At 48.2% G+C, this 18195-nt stretch carries 12 protein-coding genes; 4 read left to right on the top strand and 8 right to left on the bottom strand.

What is annotated here, in order from left to right:
• Positions 1 to 1412 precede the first annotated feature (1412 nt).
• Together aceE and aceF are read left to right on the top strand one after the other, a co-directional pair.
• Complete coding sequence (aceE, locus tag ACR2PX_RS19340; RefSeq protein ID WP_434001000.1) at positions 1413 to 4070, top strand: pyruvate dehydrogenase (acetyl-transferring), homodimeric type; 2658 nt, start codon at positions 1413 to 1415, stop codon at positions 4068 to 4070.
• A 166-nt stretch (positions 4071 to 4236) separates the two neighbouring features.
• Complete coding sequence (aceF, locus tag ACR2PX_RS19335; RefSeq protein ID WP_434000999.1) at positions 4237 to 6165, top strand: dihydrolipoyllysine-residue acetyltransferase; 1929 nt, start codon at positions 4237 to 4239, stop codon at positions 6163 to 6165.
• A gap of 113 nt (positions 6166 to 6278) precedes the next feature.
• On the opposite strand, the gene ACR2PX_RS19330 is transcribed toward aceF, so the two are convergent.
• The 6 genes from ACR2PX_RS19330 to ACR2PX_RS19305 form a co-directional block, all read right to left on the bottom strand.
• On the bottom strand, positions 6279 to 7607 hold the full coding sequence (locus ACR2PX_RS19330; RefSeq protein WP_434000998.1) for a pentapeptide repeat-containing protein: 1329 nt from the start codon (positions 7605 to 7607) through the stop codon (positions 6279 to 6281).
• Between the two features lie 44 nt (positions 7608 to 7651).
• On the bottom strand, positions 7652 to 8758 hold the full coding sequence (locus tag ACR2PX_RS19325; protein WP_434000997.1) for a hypothetical protein: 1107 nt from the start codon (positions 8756 to 8758) through the stop codon (positions 7652 to 7654).
• A gap of 249 nt (positions 8759 to 9007) precedes the next feature.
• Positions 9008 to 11536 carry a hypothetical protein gene (locus ACR2PX_RS19320; RefSeq protein ID WP_434000996.1) on the bottom strand — a complete coding sequence of 843 codons (2529 nt, stop codon included), beginning with the start codon at positions 11534 to 11536 and terminating at the stop codon, positions 9008 to 9010.
• Positions 11537 to 11598: 62 nt separating this feature from the next.
• Complete coding sequence (locus tag ACR2PX_RS19315; protein WP_434000995.1) at positions 11599 to 12150, bottom strand: YggT family protein; 552 nt, start codon at positions 12148 to 12150, stop codon at positions 11599 to 11601.
• A gap of 164 nt (positions 12151 to 12314) precedes the next feature.
• Positions 12315 to 13139 (bottom strand): pyrroline-5-carboxylate reductase, encoded by an 825-nt coding sequence (proC, locus tag ACR2PX_RS19310; protein WP_434000994.1) that lies wholly within the window; start codon positions 13137 to 13139, stop codon positions 12315 to 12317.
• A gap of 103 nt (positions 13140 to 13242) precedes the next feature.
• Positions 13243 to 13941, bottom strand: a complete 699-nt coding sequence (locus tag ACR2PX_RS19305; RefSeq protein ID WP_434000993.1) for a YggS family pyridoxal phosphate-dependent enzyme — start codon at positions 13939 to 13941, stop codon at positions 13243 to 13245.
• Between the two features lie 188 nt (positions 13942 to 14129).
• Here ACR2PX_RS19305 and ACR2PX_RS19300 point away from each other — a divergent pair, with 188 nt between their 5' ends.
• Positions 14130 to 15164 carry a type IV pilus twitching motility protein PilT gene (locus tag ACR2PX_RS19300; RefSeq protein ID WP_434000992.1) on the top strand — a complete coding sequence of 345 codons (1035 nt, stop codon included), beginning with the start codon at positions 14130 to 14132 and terminating at the stop codon, positions 15162 to 15164.
• Between the two features lie 12 nt (positions 15165 to 15176).
• Positions 15177 to 16304 (top strand): PilT/PilU family type 4a pilus ATPase, encoded by a 1128-nt coding sequence (locus ACR2PX_RS19295; RefSeq protein WP_434000991.1) that lies wholly within the window; start codon positions 15177 to 15179, stop codon positions 16302 to 16304.
• Positions 16305 to 16469: 165 nt separating this feature from the next.
• Here the strand turns inward: ACR2PX_RS19295 and ACR2PX_RS19290 are convergent, their stop codons facing one another.
• Together ACR2PX_RS19290 and ACR2PX_RS19285 are read right to left on the bottom strand one after the other, a co-directional pair.
• On the bottom strand, positions 16470 to 16928 hold the full coding sequence (locus ACR2PX_RS19290) for a DUF7684 family protein (RefSeq protein WP_434000990.1): 459 nt from the start codon (positions 16926 to 16928) through the stop codon (positions 16470 to 16472).
• Positions 16925 to 18195, bottom strand: a 1271-nt coding sequence (locus ACR2PX_RS19285; protein WP_434000989.1) for an ankyrin repeat domain-containing protein, incomplete at its 5' end; no start/stop codon positions are given. The genes ACR2PX_RS19285 and ACR2PX_RS19290, both read right to left, overlap by 4 nt.

The raw sequence follows: 18195 nt of genomic DNA, 5'->3' as shown, positions 1-18195 counted from the left end.
TCATAGCACTTGGCGTTATCGAGGAGGTCATAAAGTTTCATGACACTGTTTTACAAGAAAACGTCTTCTATTCATAGCCACATAAGTCATCCTGTTTCCAGCTCCCCGGAATCCACTAAGAGCCTTTACAATAAGGAATAATTTCTGCGTTCAGAGGAAATTGTTTGGTGATATTTTGCCAGATAGTGGATATCTGAATAAACCGTGAGCATATTTCTTGTCTTGATAGGGGATTTTGACTTTTTCCTTCGTAAGGGCAGGGTAAAAGTCAGGGCGGAAATTGCTATTAGGGTATGCGCTGCCAGTGTTTTTTCTTGTTGAACGATGAGTTTGTCATGGGGATTTCATTGGTATATGTGATTTTGTAGCAGCTTTTGATATATTTTTGTAACTTTACTACACCTAAGTACTGGTACTCATTGCGGATTTTGCTTATCTTGTAGTTCAATTACAAAATTGATCGATATCAATTTTTTGAAGGTTTAAACTCTGTCTTCTTCTCACCAATATGAAAATCCAACCGGGACCGATCACCCGGCGGGAAGCCTGATGGCGATGGTGGTCGAACATTAAGCTCAAACAGACAGGGCAGATTTTTTATTGGATTTGTTGAGGCCATCGTTGCCATTCAAATTCAGTGGAAAGAATGCCTGGCGCTGATTCGAGCTCAGGGCTGTATGGGCTCAGGGCTGTAAGGGCTCAGGGCTGTAAGGGCTCAGGGCTGTTTAAGAGCTGCCAGGAGGCTGACCGAGAATAGCGCCCGAGCATAAAGCTCAGTAGAACGAGGCAGATTTTCCACTTAATTAGTGCGAATAGTTGACCTATTTAATCAAATTAAGTGGAGCTGTCTAGAACCGCTCAAGGCTGCGGCCGTTCTTTCTGGACTTTAAGCCGGGGTACCTATTCTCGGTCAGCCTCCTTAGACCCCTTGATTTGCAAAGGCTCATGGTGAGCAATTTCACTCGCCACCCTCCTGGGTGTGAAGTTGATTGAAGGCTCAGACAGTTAACATTGGATAACAGTTTGGCGCTAGAGGCTCACGTCGTTTAATCATCGGTTTTCACTGGTGATAAGGGCTGAAAGCCAGCCCTGAGCCAAAAAGGCAGTCCATCAGAGGTAAGCCTCGACTATCCTGACAAACAGAATTTCACGGGCACAGCTATGAAAAACCGTCATTCAGATTGTGGGTTTTCATGGTTCAGACTAAGGCGGTTAATTCGCTCAAGGCGGTTAATTTGCTCAAGGCGGTTAATTTGCTCAAGGCTGTTAATTTGCTCAAGGCTGTGTGGCCGCAGTGTACTTTTGTCTGGGAAATCGAAATGGAAGGGTGCATCAATGGCAGGGCAGATGACCCATTCAGCGGATGCTTCTTTTCGAACCGGTTACAGCGCTCAATTCTCGGAGCAAACTATATGCACGACATCGACCCCATCGAAACCCAGGAGTGGCTGGAAGCCCTGGATTCCGTACTGGAAAAAGAAGGGGAAGACAGAGCTCATTACCTGATGACTCGTCTTTCTCAGCATGCCAGAGCGAAAGGTACCCAGCTGCCCTATGCGATTACTACCCCTTATCGCAATACCATTCCGCCTGAAAAAGAAGCGAGAATGCCGGGTGACCTGTTCATGGAACGTAGAATCCGTTCCCTGGTTCGTTGGAACGCGCTGGCTATGGTAATGCGTGCTAACCAGAAGGACAGTTCTCTGGGTGGCCACATTTCTTCCTTTGCCTCCAGTGCAACCCTGTATGACATCGGTTACAACTACTTCTTCCATGGCTATGACAATAGCCGTGAAGGCGATCTGGTTTACTACCAGGGCCACACAGCTCCGGGTATATACTCCCGCGCTTTTCTGGAAGGTCGTCTGAGCGAAAATCAGCTGGACGGTTTCCGTCAGGAAGTAGAAGGCGAAGGTCTTTCTTCTTACCCGCATCCACACCTGATGCCGGACTTCTGGCAGTTCCCAACAGTATCCATGGGTCTGGGTCCACTGCAGGCTATCTATCAGGCACGTTTCATGAAGTACCTGATTAACCGTGGTATGGCCCCTGAGCAGAACCGTAAAGTCTGGGCTTTCCTGGGTGATGGTGAAATGGACGAGCCGGAATCCACTGGTGCTATTTCTCTGGCAGGTCGTGAAAAGCTGGATAATCTGGTCTTTGTTGTTAACTGTAACCTGCAGCGTCTGGACGGACCGGTTCGTGGTAACGGCAAGATTATGCAGGAGCTGGAAGGTGTCTTCCGTGGAGCAGGCTGGAATGTAATCAAGGTGACCTGGGGTCGCCATTGGGATCAGCTGTTTGCTCAGGATAAAGACGGCATGCTGCAGAAACTGATGGATGAAGCTGTAGACGGCGACTATCAGAACTGTAAAGCCAAGGGCGGAGCCTGGACTCGTGAAAACTTCTTTGGCCGCTACCCAGAAACCAAGAAAATGGTTGAGCACCTGTCTGATGATGACATCTGGCGTTTGAACCGTGGTGGTCACGATCCATATAAGGTTTATGCTGCATACCATGCTGCTGTAAACCACACAGATCAGCCAACCATCATCCTGGCCAAGACCGTTAAAGGCTATGGTACTGGTACTACCGGTGAAGCTTCTAACGTGAGTCATAACGTTAAGAAACTCCCTATTGATGATCTGAAGCAGTTCCGTGACCGCTTTGACCTGCCCATCAAAGATGAAGACCTGTCCAGCCTGCCTTACTTCAAGCCAGCAGAAGACAGCCCGGAAATGATTTACATGCGCAAGCATCGTGAAAAACTGGGTGGCTTCATTCCTCAGCGTCGTCAGCAGTCTGAAGTTCAGCTACAGATTCCTGATCTGAAAGTATTTGAACCTGTTCTGAAAGGCAGTGGTGAGCGTGAAATCTCCACCACTATGGCTTACGTTCGTGTTCTGGCTGCTCTGGCTAAAGACAAGGCTATCGGCAAGCACATCGTACCGATTATTCCGGACGAAGCTCGTACCTTTGGTATGGAAGGTATGTTCCGACAGCTGGGTATCTACTCTGCTGAAGGTCAGATGTATGAACCAGTCGACTCTGATCAGGTGATGTTCTACAAAGAGTCCAAGCAGGGACAGATCCTGGAAGAAGGTATTAATGAAGCAGGCGCGCACGCTGCCTGGATTGCTGCTGCAACGTCATACAGCAACAACAACATACCGATGATTCCATTCTATGCCTTCTATTCCATGTTTGGTTTCCAGCGTACGGGTGACCTGGCTTGGGCTGCAGGTGATATCCAGGCTCGTGGTTTCCTGATTGGTGCTACCTCCGGTCGTACATCTCTGAATGGTGAAGGTCTGCAGCATCAGGACGGCCACAGCCACATTCTGGCTTCTACCGTACCTAACTGCATCAGTTACGATCCGACCTACGGTTACGAACTGGCTGTGATCGTGCAGGATGGTCTGCGTCGTATGTACGGCGAGAATGAAAGCGTCTGGTACTACATCACCACGATGAACGACAGCTACAAGATGCCAGCCATGCCTGAAGGCGATGGTGTCATTGAAGGCATCGTGAAAGGGCTGTACTGCTTTGAAGAAAACTCCAAGAACGACGGCCTGAAAGTCCAGCTGATGGGTTGTGGCACCATTATGGAAGAAGTTCGTGCAGCGGCCGACATTCTGCGTAATGACTTTGGTATTGAGTCCGATATCTGGAGTGCAACCAGCTTCAACGAACTGCGTCGTGATGGCATGTCTGCGGCTCGTTATAACATGCTGAACCCTGGCGCTAAGAAGCAGGTAGGCTGGGTAGAACAGAATCTGGCTGGCCGTAAAGGCCCGGTAGTGGCTTCTTCTGACTACATGAAGATTTACGCTGACCAGATCCGTGAGTTCGTACCGGCTACCTTCATTGCTTTGGGTACTGATGGTTTCGGTCGTTCCGATACCCGTGAGAAGCTGCGTGAATTCTTTGAAGTGGATCGCTACTTCGTTGTTGTTGCTGCCCTGTACGGTCTGGTTAAAGATGGTGAACTGGAAGTGTCTGTACTGGAAGGTGCGATGAAGAAGTTCAATATCGACGGCGAAAAAGCTAACCCACTGTACTGCTGATTTTATGCAGTCCGGCGCTATGACTCATTCAATGGCTTGCTCCATGAAGAGTCTGGTGCCGGATTTCATACTGAATGCCCATAGCGATAGGAAAATGTTTTTGCGCTTCATAAGACATAAAAAAACCGAGCGGTGAAATATTTTTCACGACATAAGGTTATCCCGAATGAGCGATGAAATTATCAAGGTCCCGGACATCGGCAGCGGCAGTGCAGAAGTTATTGAAATCTGCGTTGCTCCCGGTGATTCCGTTTCTGCCGATGACTCCCTGATTGTACTGGAGTCAGACAAGGCATCCATGGAAGTGCCTGCTCCCCGTGACGGCAAGATCTCCGAGATCCTGTTGAAGGTGGGTGACAGTGTGTCTGAAGGTGATGCCATGCTGAAGATGGCAGCAGCAGGTGCTGCAGCCGTAGCCGCTCCAGCACCGGTTGCACAACCAGAGCCTGTTTCTGCGCCAGCTGCATCGGCTCCCGCTCCTGCGGCAGCGGCAGCCAGCAGTATTCAGGAAATATTGATTCCGGACATTGGTGCTGAAAACGTACCCGTGATTGAAATCTGTGTTGCTGTAGGTGACGAGATCTCTGAAGAAGATTCCCTGGTGGTTTTGGAATCCGACAAGGCCACCATGGAAGTACCTTCTCCTTTCTCTGGCGTAGTCAAAGAGATCTGCGTTAAAGAAGGTGACGAGATGAATCAGGGCGACCTGGTGGTTAAAGTTGAAACCACTGGTGGCGCTGCACCAGCCCCACAGGCTGAAGCTCCTCAAGCTGCCGCTCCGGCTCCAGCAGCTGCACCTGCTCCGGCAGCTGCGCCTGTTGCTGGTGGTGTGCAGGAAGTCACTGTGCCTGACATTGGTGCAGAAGACGTTCCTGTCATCGAAATCTGCGTAGCAGTAGGCGATGAGGTAGCTGAAGAAGACTCCCTGGTTGTTCTGGAGTCAGACAAAGCAACCATGGAAGTGCCTTCTCCTTTTGCCGGTGTCGTGAAAGAGATCTGCGTTAAAGAAGGCGACAAGCTGAGCCAGGGCAACCTGATTGTAAAGGTTGAGACCAAAGACGGTGCTGTGGCACCAGCCGCTGCTCCAGCCCCAGCGGCTCCTGCTGTAAAAGCACCTGCGCCTGTCGCTCCGGCTTCTGGTCAGAAACTGTTAGAACCAGAGAGAGCAGAGCTTGAAAAAGCCAATCGCAATTTCCACGCAGGCCCAGCTGTTCGCAGGCTTGCTCGTGAGTTTGGCGTTAATCTGGAACTGGTGAAAGGCACAGGCCCTCGCAGTCGTATCCTGAAAGAAGACGTTCAGGCATACGTTAAGAGCAAGCTGGCTGAAGTGAGCAAACCTCAGGCTGCAACCGGTGGTGCTGGTATTCCTCCCGTTCCTGCTCAGGATTACGCCAAGTGGGGTGAAATCGAAGAAGTAGCCCTGAACCGTCTCCGTAAGGTAGCGGCTCAGAACTTCCAGCGCTCCTGGCTGAACGTGCCTCACGTAACTCAGTTTGATGAAGCGGACATTACTGAACTGGAATCTTTCCGTAAGGCCAACAAGGCGCTGGCGGAAGCTCAGGGCACCAAGCTAACTCCACTGCCTTTCTTCCTGAAGGCTGTGGCTTATGTACTGAAAGAGATGCCAATCTTCTGCTCTTCCCTGAGTGAAAACGGTGAGTCTGTTATCTATAAGAAGTACGTCAATATTGGTGTTGCTGTAGATACTCCAGACGGTCTGCTGGTACCTGTCATCAAGAATGTTGACCAAAAAGGTATCTGGGATCTCTCCAGAGAGTGCATCGAACTGGCTGGCAAAGCTCGTGATAAGAAGCTGAAGCCTGCAGAAATGCAGGGTGGCTGCTTCACTATCTCCAGCCTTGGTTCTGTTGGTGGTACTGCCTTTACTCCCATCGTGAATGCGCCTGAAGTGGCTATTCTGGGTATCTCCAAGGCGGCTATGAAGCCTGTTTGGAATGGTAAAGACTTTGATGCACGCCTGATGTGCCCTCTGTCGCTGTCGTATGATCACCGCGTGGTCAATGGTGCTGACGCTGCTCGCTTCACCACCATGCTGGGCAGTCTTCTGTCAGACATTCGTCGTTTGCTTCTGTAAGCCAATGCCTGATCGAAAAAGCCCGTCTCTGTTTTGCAGTGACGGGCTTTTTTATGGCCAGAGGTGGCTTGTATCCTGAGAATGCATGGAGCAATTCTCAGGGTTATTTGAGGCTAAATTCCAGTATTCCCTGTTTTCTGCCTGACATGCTCTAGAAGCTTGGAAGGAAAGTTACAACCACTAAGAGTATTGTCCGAAAAGGAAGAACTGTAGCCCAGCCTGGATGCTTCCATCCCTTTATTATTAGTGAATGTGCAGCCTTCGATCATTGAGCGTTCGCCGACCTGCAGACTTAGGTGGTCGCAGTCTGAGAAAGTACAGTCCTTGGCTATATAATGATAACCGTGCATCTTCACATCACAGTTTTCGAAATGACAGTGGTACATTTTGCCAACAGGGTCCTGCATGTTGGCATCACCTCGACCTACTCCCAAGTGGAGTTTCATGTTCCTAAGAGTCAGGCTATTAACTCCACCAACCTCTGTGGGCAGTACAACACTGCCATATTTGACAGTATCCAGTGTTGCACCGGCTAAGGTGTGTCCTAAGGCCAGCCGATTGATTTTGGTGTTGGTCATTTTGGCATGTGAAAAATCTGCGGTACCAACATCTATACCTCGAATATCACTATCCTTAATAACGGCGGATGTAAGATCTGTGTGGCTGTCCACTTTGCATCCATATGCAACACAATCGGTCATACTAGCGCTACTCATTTTGGCGTGAGTCAGACTGCAGTCACCCATCGTCAGGTTGCTGGCTACAAGACCTTGCATATTGGCGCTGTCGAAATTACAGCGGGTACAGGCAGCGTTTCCCATTTTGGTACGGTTGAGAGTTGCATGACTGAAATCACACTCTTCGAAGATTACGTCGGTAAGGTCGAGATGACTTAAGTCGGCGCCTGAAAAATCAACCTGCTTGAGCACAACGGGTAAACTGACTTTCCCTGAGCCGTCAGCAAAGAAGCTGCTTAATTTAGTATTTTCAGGGAAACCTGAAGACAGTCTTAATCCACTCATATCCAGCATGTTTTGCTTTCCAGCTAACAGCTGCTGCACTTTAGGGTTACCTTGCCATTGTTTTAGAGCCGTTCCAAGCTGCTCAGCTGACAGTGATTTGGCTTCAAACCTGGGTGTATAGAGATGATGTCTGGCAGCCCACTTTTTCAGACTGATCAATAATTTTTGCAGTCTGGGAAAACGGGAACCTTTAGCTTCTACAACGTCTCGCTCTGCCAATAGTTTCTGAGGCGTTTTGGTATCTTCTGACTTCTTTTCCGGAATCTGTTTTTCTACATCAGTCGGCCTGACTTGCATGCCACTCAGTTGGCCCACTTTTTCATTGGGGACATTGTCGGCAGAGCCGGACTTGGGCGAGGACGTAACATAATCATTTTGTGGACGTTGGCTGGGTGGCGTGGAGCCGGGTATGTGGGACATGTATGCTCCTCCTTGAGCCCTGTTTTATTCAAACTTTCCGTTTTCTATTCGTCGCTGATTTCCTGGCCTGATAATCCAGATGATCGAAGGTTTCTTCTTGCCTTGAGTTTTTGTCGAGCTAAGTCATCATGTCGATCTTCAGATTCATTTTCTGAGCTGTATCCCGGGTCGTCTTCTTCACGAATGCTATCGAGGGAAGGTCTGTGTTTGGAGCTTCTCTGTGAAGAGCTGGTGATAGTAAGATCCTCATCTTCACTGTCTAAACTGATGGCTGAATCGGAACTGCGAAGATCATCGTCGCTGTCAAGGTCGATAGCTGAGTCAGAGCTGTTTAGACCATCCTCACTGGAAAAACTGGATGTAGAGAGTTTGCGCATAGCCAGTTCAATCTCGGTCTGTTGTTTGACGGATGCTTGCAGCAGGAAGTCCATGACTTCTTCTTCGAGTTCGTTACTGGCAGGTGAGGTATCTACACTCCAGTATTTCTCAATATCAGCGACCAGTCTTTCATCTTTTTGTTGCTGGGAAGTTTTCAACGCTTCCAGCTGGTGAAGTGCATGATTGAACGAAGGGCGTCTGGCTCTTGTTTTTCCCCAGAGTAAGTTTTTTTCCGGCTCATAACCTGCCCCCATTAATTCAAACATGACATCCAGAAGCTGCTGTTCGGTGAAGATCATGCAGACACCGCCATACATACCCATGTTTTCAGGAAAGAAGGCTGTAATCGGATAATTGGCGGATTCATCTGTGGCCAGACTGTGAGCATCAACATTGTGATGAACAACATCTTCCTCTGCTTTTAATTCCTTTTTATAGTGAGAGACCATGTCGCGGGTTCTCTGAGTCACATTGCCCATCTCAGGGTCTTCTTTTTCGAAATGTTCTCCATCCGCAGTGACACCGGTGAAAAAGTCTTTTAGCAGTTCTTTTTCCAGGTCGTGATAATGACTGAGTTTCATCACAAACTGATCAGCATTAATCCGGCCTTCTATAAATTGGGACTTGAGACGATCTTTGTAAGTTTCTACCTGCTTGCGTACAACTGCATCAGAAATAAGAGGCAGTGGAAGCTTATCTTTACCGCCAAGATCAAGTTCTGAGAGTGGGAAGGCTTCCAATAAAGGATCAACATCAGCGGTATAAGGAAGCACTTTTGCACCTTCTTTTTCTGGAGGCTTAGCCAGAACTTCTATCGCATTCTTTCGGTCAGGTCCTTCGTAAATAGACCATTCACCATCCTCCTCCAGCCAGGCTTCCTGAATCTGGACGTTGCCTTTGGGATTGTTGCATTCATAAGTTTTGAAACGAAGTGCGAGTAATTTTCCCTGTTCAGATAAGAGCCTGAAGTTTTTCTGGATGATGTTTCCACGGAGGAGGAATCTATAGGTCTGTCGACTTTATTATTGCCCGAGCCTATTTTCATGATCCTGCACTCCCCTGAGTCTATTACTCAGTGTGGCTGACGGCTGACGGCTGACGGCTGCCGTCTGCGATTTTAATTCTGCGTATTCAAGGATCAATTTTCTGATCGTCAGTATGTCCTGGTTGGAAAGGTTTTTCTCTGCAACTTTCCAGTGGCCAGGTATTTTCCGGCTGATTTGTTCTACCAGCTCCTTAGCTTTGCTATCAACAGCGGCCTCTGCCTCCAGCCACAACATCCAGCGCAAGTCCGTTACCGCCTCCTGAAGTGATAACAGACGTTGGTGAATAGTCATGGTAGATGGGCAACTGCCGGCCCAAGGATACATATAAATAACATCTCCCTCGCGACCATCGGTGGGATCAAAAGGATCTGCGGTCGGCATACGGCCATGCCATTGCAGATAACCATCAGCCCCGGACTTCCATAAATAGAATCCGGCCGCCAGCCTGGGGTTTGGCATGTTATACAACCAGACATTCCGGTTATTTTTGATCGCAGCAATGGAATCTTTGCTAACGCCAAAACCATGATTGATGATGGCGAGATCTGTGACTTCCATCAGGTTGGTCTGTCTGGGATTATTCAGGTGCCCTGCCGTTGCCATTTCCAGCGTCTGGCCATGAATCTGTCGAGCAGTGTTGATGATCTCAGGTGTTTTTTCTGGTACTGGTTCGTCATAAATGGACCAGTAGGGTTCGGGCAGTTGGTTCTGGCTCAAGAGCATTTTGACTTGGACCAGAGACTTGATTGCGTCTTCCTGGGACTGAGCAACCAAAAGCCGTTTTAGTGGGGCATAGGCCAGTACCGACTGGTCAAAACCAAAGCGTCTGAGTTGGGCCAGTTGTCGAATGAAATTTTTTCTGGCATCTCTTGTATTAGGGGTATCCAGTGCCGGAGCAACGCTGGTAAATCCCATCGTGGCCAGCAGAGAAAGATCACAGGCCGTTGAAAAGGGTTTTCGGCTTTGCAAATCTTTAAACCACTGGTAAAAAGGGGCTGGCTCAAGATAAAGGCCTACCGGTTTATCCAGCCTTGGTAGATCAAAGGGGAGTACCCTTACATTGTAATCCTGAACGAGTAAGGCGGTTTTGCTGAATAGCTGAATACTGCCCGAGTAGAGTCCGGGTTCTGCGTCAGTGGGTATGCTGATCTGGAGGTGAATGTCTCTGGGCAGCTTGGACGATAATGTCAGAGACTCCATATCTCCTCTCAGAAGACTGTTGCTGGCAATCAATGAGGTAGCGTTGGGATGGGGGCGCTCAAAGCGCCAGTGACCATAGCGCTTGCTAACCGTTAACTTTTTACCATTGGCTTTTCTGGGCTGAGCAATGGCGATGACTGGAGAGGCGTCGTCTGTAGGGCTTTGAATCTGAAAGGTCAGATTAAGCTGAGAGCCACCCGGAGTCAGGTAGGTTTTAGCCTGTTCTGAAGGCTTGAAGGGGATGGCTGAAACATCTTTAAGTTCCAATGCCTCGGGAGTAGGGTACTCAGGCGTTGAAACGGGCCATTGTGAGAGCATTCGAGCCTTTCTGTTCTCTTCGACTTTGTCAGCAAACTGACCCTCTATGGGTTCAAGCACCAGTCCGGAAAGAAATTGAGCTGTCTTGTCTCCTTCCAGGCGCAGGTTTAACTGCTCATCGGAGATTTTTATCGTGGTTTGCAGAAATCCGCTTCTTCGCTCACCAACCAGCGCCCATAGGTCACCATCAATGATGGCTTCCTTTTTCATCCCCTCAAGATAGTATTCATTGACCCACTGCTCAGATGAAAGGCTCTGATCCAGCAGTATGTTGTTTTCGGCAATGATTTTCTTTTTCAAATAGTGGGGCAGGTATTCCCATTCCCCCTGTTCCCGGGTCCAGAGGCTAAGTTTCCAGGTACCGTTTGGCCAAGGCAGGCTCAAGCTTTCAATGCCTTCAAAGCCATCCTGAATAAGCGGGTCACCCGAAGTACGGTTGCGTGGGCGTAAGTCGCCCTTTATCCGACGGTCTTTCGGGAGGATCAGTTCAAACCCGGGAAAGACAGGGCTATCCAGCAGACCGAAATCCAGGGCCAGAACATTTTTCTCTGGAGGAGGGGGCTGCTTGAAGGAGGCCTTGTTCAGTATCACTCCGTCTGATTTCCCTGAAACGAAAATGATCATCTTGGTATAGGGTTGAGGCAAAGGGTGTTTGCCAGAAGTCTTCAGAGCGGTGACGGGGATCGCGAGAGAAAAAGGTCCAGGTTGGATACTGAACTCCCGATTGAACCGGGTTCTGTAACTGCTGGAATCCTCATTATCAATTCGGATGATGAGGATCAGTGCAGAATCAGACTGATTGAGTCCTTCGATATGCAGTTCATAACCGGCTTCCAGCTCCCGATCATCAAACTCATATTTAAAAGACAACTCAGTGTCTTCATCAATCAGAGCCTGATCGGAATGAGCAGGTGGAAAGACGGTTAGAAAAAGAAAAGCCAGAAAACAGCGTGACAGGCTACAGCTGAAACGAGCATCCGGTGCCATGGAAATTCCCTGAAAAACTAAAGAGGTTATACAGGAAAACTATAGCACCGGAACTGAGAGGTTTAGAGAGCGGCTACAAAGTTCTTCAGGGTAATGATCACCAGAACCAGTACCATTAAAGAAAAGTCGAGACCTCCCAGGGGCGGAATCACCTTTCTGATCCGGCTGCTCAGTGGCTCAGTCAGCTGGTGCAGCAGCATCAGACCCGGATTGTAGCTACCAGCTGCTACCCAACTGGCAATGGCAATGATGATCAGGCTGAACATATAGATATTCAACAACTCATTCACCAGCTCTTTAAGGCTGACAATCAAAACCTGAGGCAGAGGAATGGCCGCAACAGAAAAGCCCTGAACCATAAAGAGTACATAGACCAGAAGGATCTGCAGTATCAGAGCAAGGGTCAGGGAAGCCAGGTCCAGGCCACCCACTCCCGGAATCACTTTTCTCAGAGGATTCAGTAATGGTGAGGTCACTTTAACAATGGCTTGGGAGATCGGGTTGTAGAAATCTGCTTTAACCAGCTGAAGCAGAAAGCGCAGCAGTACAGCCATGATGTACAGACCTCCCAGGGTCTGTATCAGAAAAACGAGGCTGGATGAGAGTGCTGACATAAAAATCCTTCGTGTTTAAGCAGTCATGAACGAAAAATAACATGAGCATTAAATAAAAGTTAGCAAGCCGGGAAGTATGGTGCTTCCTGAGGCTGTATGCTATCTCCCGACCAGTTTACTATGAAACCTCTTGATGCGGGAAATACAGCCTCTCATAAGATTTACTAGTCAGCCAGCTGTTCTGCCAGCTCTGCTCCCCGGTTTTTAGCTGCCTTAACGGCTTTATAAATCACTTCTTCAAAGCCTTCCTGGCGGAAGGTTTTTAGTGCCTGTTCAGTCGTGCCTCCAGGGGAGGTCACTCTTCTGCGAAGCTCGGCAGCATCGACATCGCTCTGAATAGCCATGTTTGCAGCTCCCAGAGCGGTTTGCAACGAAAAGCGTTCAGCTGTTTCATGATCCAGACCCAGCTTTACACCGGCCTCTGCCATCGCTTCCATAAACAGGAAAAAGTAGGCGGGTCCTGAGCCTGAAATAGCAGTAATAGTATCAATCTGCTCTTCTCGCTCCAGCCAATGAAGTATGCCAACAGGCTCAAAAATCCCGCTGGTGATGGCTTTCAGCTCATCATTCACCAGAGCATTTGCGTAGAGGCCTGTTGCACCGCACTGCAGCAGTGAAGGGGTATTGGGCATACTGCGAACAATGGGCAAACCGCCGCCACTCCAGGCGTCCAGACTTTCAAGACGGATACCCGCCGCCACGGAAATAATAAAGGGCTTTTGTCTCTGTAAAGCCGGAGCTAGTTCAGTCAGAACTGCTCTCATCATTTGGGGCTTAACAGCCAATACCACAATATCAGCTTTTTCTGCTGCTTCGAGATTGTTGGTAAAAGCCTGAATACCCAACTCGTCAGCACGTTTGCTGGCACTTTCTTCTGTTCGGCAGGAGGCAAATATCCTGTCTTTGGGCCAGCCGTGCTCAATCAATCCACCGATGATGCTGGTGGCCATATTTCCAGCACCGATGAATGCGATGTTCTTATCGGTCATTCTTGATTCCTTGATGAATAGTAGGGCGACTGAACCGGGGACAAAAAGCTTTATAGAGCGCTCAAGGCTGTTGACTTGTTTTGCTGAATTGTCTGCTTGAGCTCTATCCCTGGTTCAGACTCCTGGCCCCAAATAGAGCGGTACCAATGCGAACCATAGTAGCACCTTCGGCAATGGCTGCTTCCAGATCTCCGGTCATACCCATGGATAATGTATCCATATCTAAATGGTGATCACGGTTGAGTGATTCAAGGGTATCCGCCAGCTTTTTGAAGGGGACTCGCTGTTTATCCTGATCAGATTCCGGCGAAGGTATTGCCATTAGCCCTCGCAACTGCAGTCTGGGTAATTGAGAGATGGCGGCTACCAGCTCCGGCAGTTCTGCCAGAGTGGCTCCGGACTTACTTTCTTCATCGCTGATATTCACCTGCAGGCAGATATTCAGGGGAGGAAGGTTGTCTGGACGCTGATCACTAAGGCGTTTGGCTATTTTCAAACGATCGACACTGTGAACCCACTGGAAGTGGTTGGCAATTTCACGAGTCTTGTTTGACTGGATAGGCCCGATAAAATGCCAGACCAATCCTTCCAGATCACTCAGCAGAGTTATTTTATCCACAGCTTCTTGTAGATAATTTTCACCGAAGTCTCTCTGGCCCAGCTGCCATGCATCAGAAATCATCTCAGCGGGTTTGGTTTTACTCACTGCCAGAAGCTTCACCAGGCCTTCCCGGTCGCTGGCTCGCTCGGCTTTATGAATTCTTTCAAAAACCTGATCGAATTGACTTTTTAATAAGGTCATCAGCCTGTACAGTAGTGCGTTAATAAGTAGAAACTGCTATTCACCTTGGAAAATTCAGCTCATGCTAGCTTTGCAGCTATTTTCATGATGCGGGCTGAGCTGAATTATTTGGCTCATGGCTGTTTCGGTCGAAAATAAGAAGATGTCCCGGTCTATTTTACCTGCGTCCGGGTTTCAGGGGGAAATTCATGGACATAACCGAACTGCTGGCCTTCAGTTACAAACAAGGCGCTTCGGATCTTCACATCTCATCTGGCCTTCCACCCATGATTCGTATTGACGGGGATATTCGCCGGATCAACCTGCCTCCCATGGATCACAAGCAAGTTCACGGCTTGATCTATGACATCATGAACGACAAACAACGCAAAGACTATGAAGAGAAGCTGGAAACTGACTTTTCTTTTGAAGTCCCGGGTGTAGCCCGTTTTCGTGTCAATGCCTTTAATCAGAGCCGTGGGGCCGGTGCGGTGTTTCGTACTATCCCCAGTAAGGTCCTGTCGATGGAAGATCTGGGCATGGGTCAGGTCTTCAAGGATATTGCCATGAAACCTCGTGGACTGGTGCTGGTGACCGGGCCCACAGGCTCTGGTAAAAGTACCAGTCTGGCGGCCATGATGGATTACATCAATGATACCAAGTATGAGCACATACTGACCATTGAAGACCCCATTGAATTTGTCCACAACTCGAAAAAGTGTCTGGTCAACCAGCGGGAAGTTCACAGAGATACCCACAGCTTCAGTGAGGCACTCCGCTCAGCGCTTCGTGAAGATCCCGATATCATTCTGGTGGGTGAGATGCGTGACCTGGAAACCATTCGTCTTGCACTGACCGCAGCAGAAACCGGTCACCTGGTGTTTGGTACCCTGCACACCACCTCAGCGGCTAAAACCATTGACCGTGTGGTGGATGTGTTTCCAGGAGCGGAAAAGGCGATGGTGCGTTCCATGCTTTCAGAATCGCTTCAGGCAGTTATTTCACAGACACTGCTCAAGAGAAACGGTGGTGGGCGTGTAGCAGCTCACGAAATTATGGTGGGTACTTCTGCTATCCGTAACCTGATCCGTGAAGACAAGATTGCCCAGATGTATTCGGCGATCCAAACCGGCGGTTCGCTGGGTATGCAGACGCTGGATCAGTGCCTTCATGAGCTGGTGAGAAAAGGGGTGGTAGCCAGAGAAGTTGCTCAGGAAAAAGCCAGAGATCCGGATAATTTCTAAGGTCGTGACATTATGGATATCAACCGCTTACTCAAAGTAATGGTCGACAAGAAGGCCTCTGATCTGTTTATTACGGCTGGTTTTCCTCCCAGTTTTAAAATCAACGGCAGGGTTGTACCTGTCAGTAAGGAACCTTTAACACCGGCCATGACACGGGATATCGTCTATGGCGTTATGGATGAAGATCAGAAAGCGGAATTCAATCGTGAGCATGAATGCAACTTTGCCATTTCAGCCTCTCGTATAGGCCGTTTTCGGGTCAGTGCTTTTTATCAGCGAAACCTTGCAGGTATGGTGCTGCGAAGGATTGAGACAGAGATTCCGACACTGGATCAGCTCCAGTTGCCAAAGGTGATCAAAGATCTATCCATGACCAAGCGGGGTCTGGTGATTTTTGTTGGAGCGACCGGCGCAGGTAAATCCACCTCTCTCGCAGCGATGATTGGCCATCGGAACGAGCATGCTTCCGGACACATCATCAGTATTGAAGATCCCATTGAATTTATTCACCAGCACCGTAATTCAATCGTTACCCAGCGTGAAGTCGGTATCGACACAGAGTCGTATGGTATAGCTCTGAAGAATACTCTGCGTCAGGCGCCGGATGTCATCATGATAGGTGAAATACGAACCCGGGAAACCATGGAATATGCCATGGCTTTTGCTGAGACCGGTCACCTTTGTCTGGCAACCTTGCACGCCAACAATGCTAACCAGGCACTGGAAAGGATTATTCATTTTTTCCCGGCTGATCGCCATGCACAGATCTGGATGGATCTGTCTCTTAACCTGAAAGGTATTGTTGCTCAGCAGCTGGTGAGAACCCGTGAAGGTAAAGGTCGTCGGGCAGCCGTAGAGATATTGCTTACGACTCCTCTGATTAAGGACATTATTCGCAACGGTGACGTCCATGAACTCAAAGAAATTATGAGAAAATCCCGGGAGCTGGGTATGCAGACTTTCGACCAGGCTCTGTTTGATCTATACAACAATGGCGAAATAACCTACGAAGAAGCTCTGACTCATGCCGATTCACCCAACGATCTGCGCTTGCTCATTAAACTCGGATCAGAGGCTGACGGCGAGCATCTGACCGAGATGGCAGACAAGCTGAGTCTGCAGCATAGGGAAATATACTAAATTGCGTCCAGATGGATAGCAGCAGTTTGATAGTTGAGTGCAAGGCGCGCTTTAGATTAAGCGCAAGCACTTGTGATTCTTTGGTATGAATCTTTGGATTGCTCAAGGCTCCTTTAACTTAGATTTTTTATAAACAAAAAAATGTGGATTTCGATTGATATTTTATTATTCCTTAATTTTCTCCAGCTGACTTATTATGTCAGCCCTTAGTTTGGCATCAAAATTTGTTTCTCCTAAAATAATTAAAAAGCATTCTTTCTCAGATAAATTTGAATATGTACCTAGAAAAAAGTAAGAAGCAATTTCATTAATTTCCTCTTCAGAGTGGTATGTTGTTATTACACTTTTATAGTATTCAGTTTTATTTTTATAATCATGTAAGCAAATGATATCATCGATTTTATCGTGCAAATGTTCTGATTTATCGCCTATGCAAGTAAAATATTTTGTACCAGCTTCTAATAATTTTTTAATTATTCTATCTATATCTAATGCCTCTTCTGATACTGGATCATAAGTAGTGATTAGTACAGATCGAGGCAGCCAATCAAAATCAGTTATTTTGTTGAAAAACTTGAAACTGCAAATATTCACATGATTACTATTAAATCTCCCTTTTATCATGACTGAAGCTCTCCATTTTTAATTTTGTTAATGTTGTTTTTGAATGTATTTATTTCAGTCTCTAAATGTTCTATACGGCGCTTTTGCTGTTCTCTAATAACATTTTTTGGTAGATTCTCCATTCCGGGTCTTATTGTTGGATTGTTTATAAATTCTTTAAGTTTTTGTTCATGATTTTCAATCTGCTTTTCTAGTGATCTGATGGCCTTTTGTTGCGAGCTGGATAAATCTCCAAATGATTTTGTTGAGCTCGCCAACCCCCGAACCTTTGCTGGCGGCACCATCACCGAAAGTATCTTACCATAACCCGTCAGCTCATCCCGTGTCGGCTGGTCCAAACTGTTCCACTTTTTGCTAACGACTCTTCCGGTCGCCTTATCGGCATAGTCCACCACAGCGTCAATGGCTTCGTTGGTGGTTGCCAGACCGTTCAGAACCTGACGGGTCTCTTCGGGAAAGTGGTCATAGGAAATTTTGATCAACCCTTGAGCGGTGCGCTCTATACCCTTGGAAACCGGGTCTTCGCCCCGACCAATGGCCACCACTGCCTTGCGGAATTCAAAGCTGCCGCTGTTGTGACCACAACCGAACTGACAATACTGACCGGTTGTATCTGAACCATGCTTTTGAACGGTTTCCCAATGGGTCTGATGAGGGTTTTCGGGAACGGTTTTGCGCTCGACTGGCCAGTGTGATTGATATAAATGGAGCGCATCAGTCAGGCCTCCTGCCTGGAAGTCGATGGAGTGATCAGTAGCTTCGGTATTGTACGACCGAAGAAGTCTGACTATGTCAGAATGACCTCTTGCCAGATCCAGTGCAGTCCTGCCGGGCTGGTTGAGTACATTGGCGCTGCTTCGAAACCCAGGGTTTTCACCTTCTTCCAGCAATTGTCTGACACGGCTGATATTACCGTCCCGACTGGCCAGATGCAGTCGGGTATAACCTTCAGAGTCCGTTGTGCCGGGAGGTACAGGGTAAAGATAGGCGAAGTCATCCAATAGAGTGCCCAGGGTGACATCATGGCTTTGAATCGTTCGTTGAGGCGTGTGTTCTGGGAAAACCTGACGCAGGCTCATCACCACAAAAGGGTGGGCTGTTTTCAAGGCGTTCTTTTGTTGTATAAATCCATCGTCGTCTTGTTGAACCGTCAGCATTGTGCTGACTCCGCACTGGTAGTTAATGCTGTCGTTGTGAACCGTTACCCGACAACCTGGTCGGGTATATAAGGCATGGAAAAGATCGGCTGCCAGTTCGTCTGAATCCT

The organism is Endozoicomonas sp., assembly GCF_051008435.1.
In the GTDB taxonomy this organism is placed as follows: domain Bacteria; phylum Pseudomonadota; class Gammaproteobacteria; order Pseudomonadales; family Endozoicomonadaceae; genus Endozoicomonas_A.
This window is presented reverse-complemented; position numbering and strand designations above follow the sequence as displayed.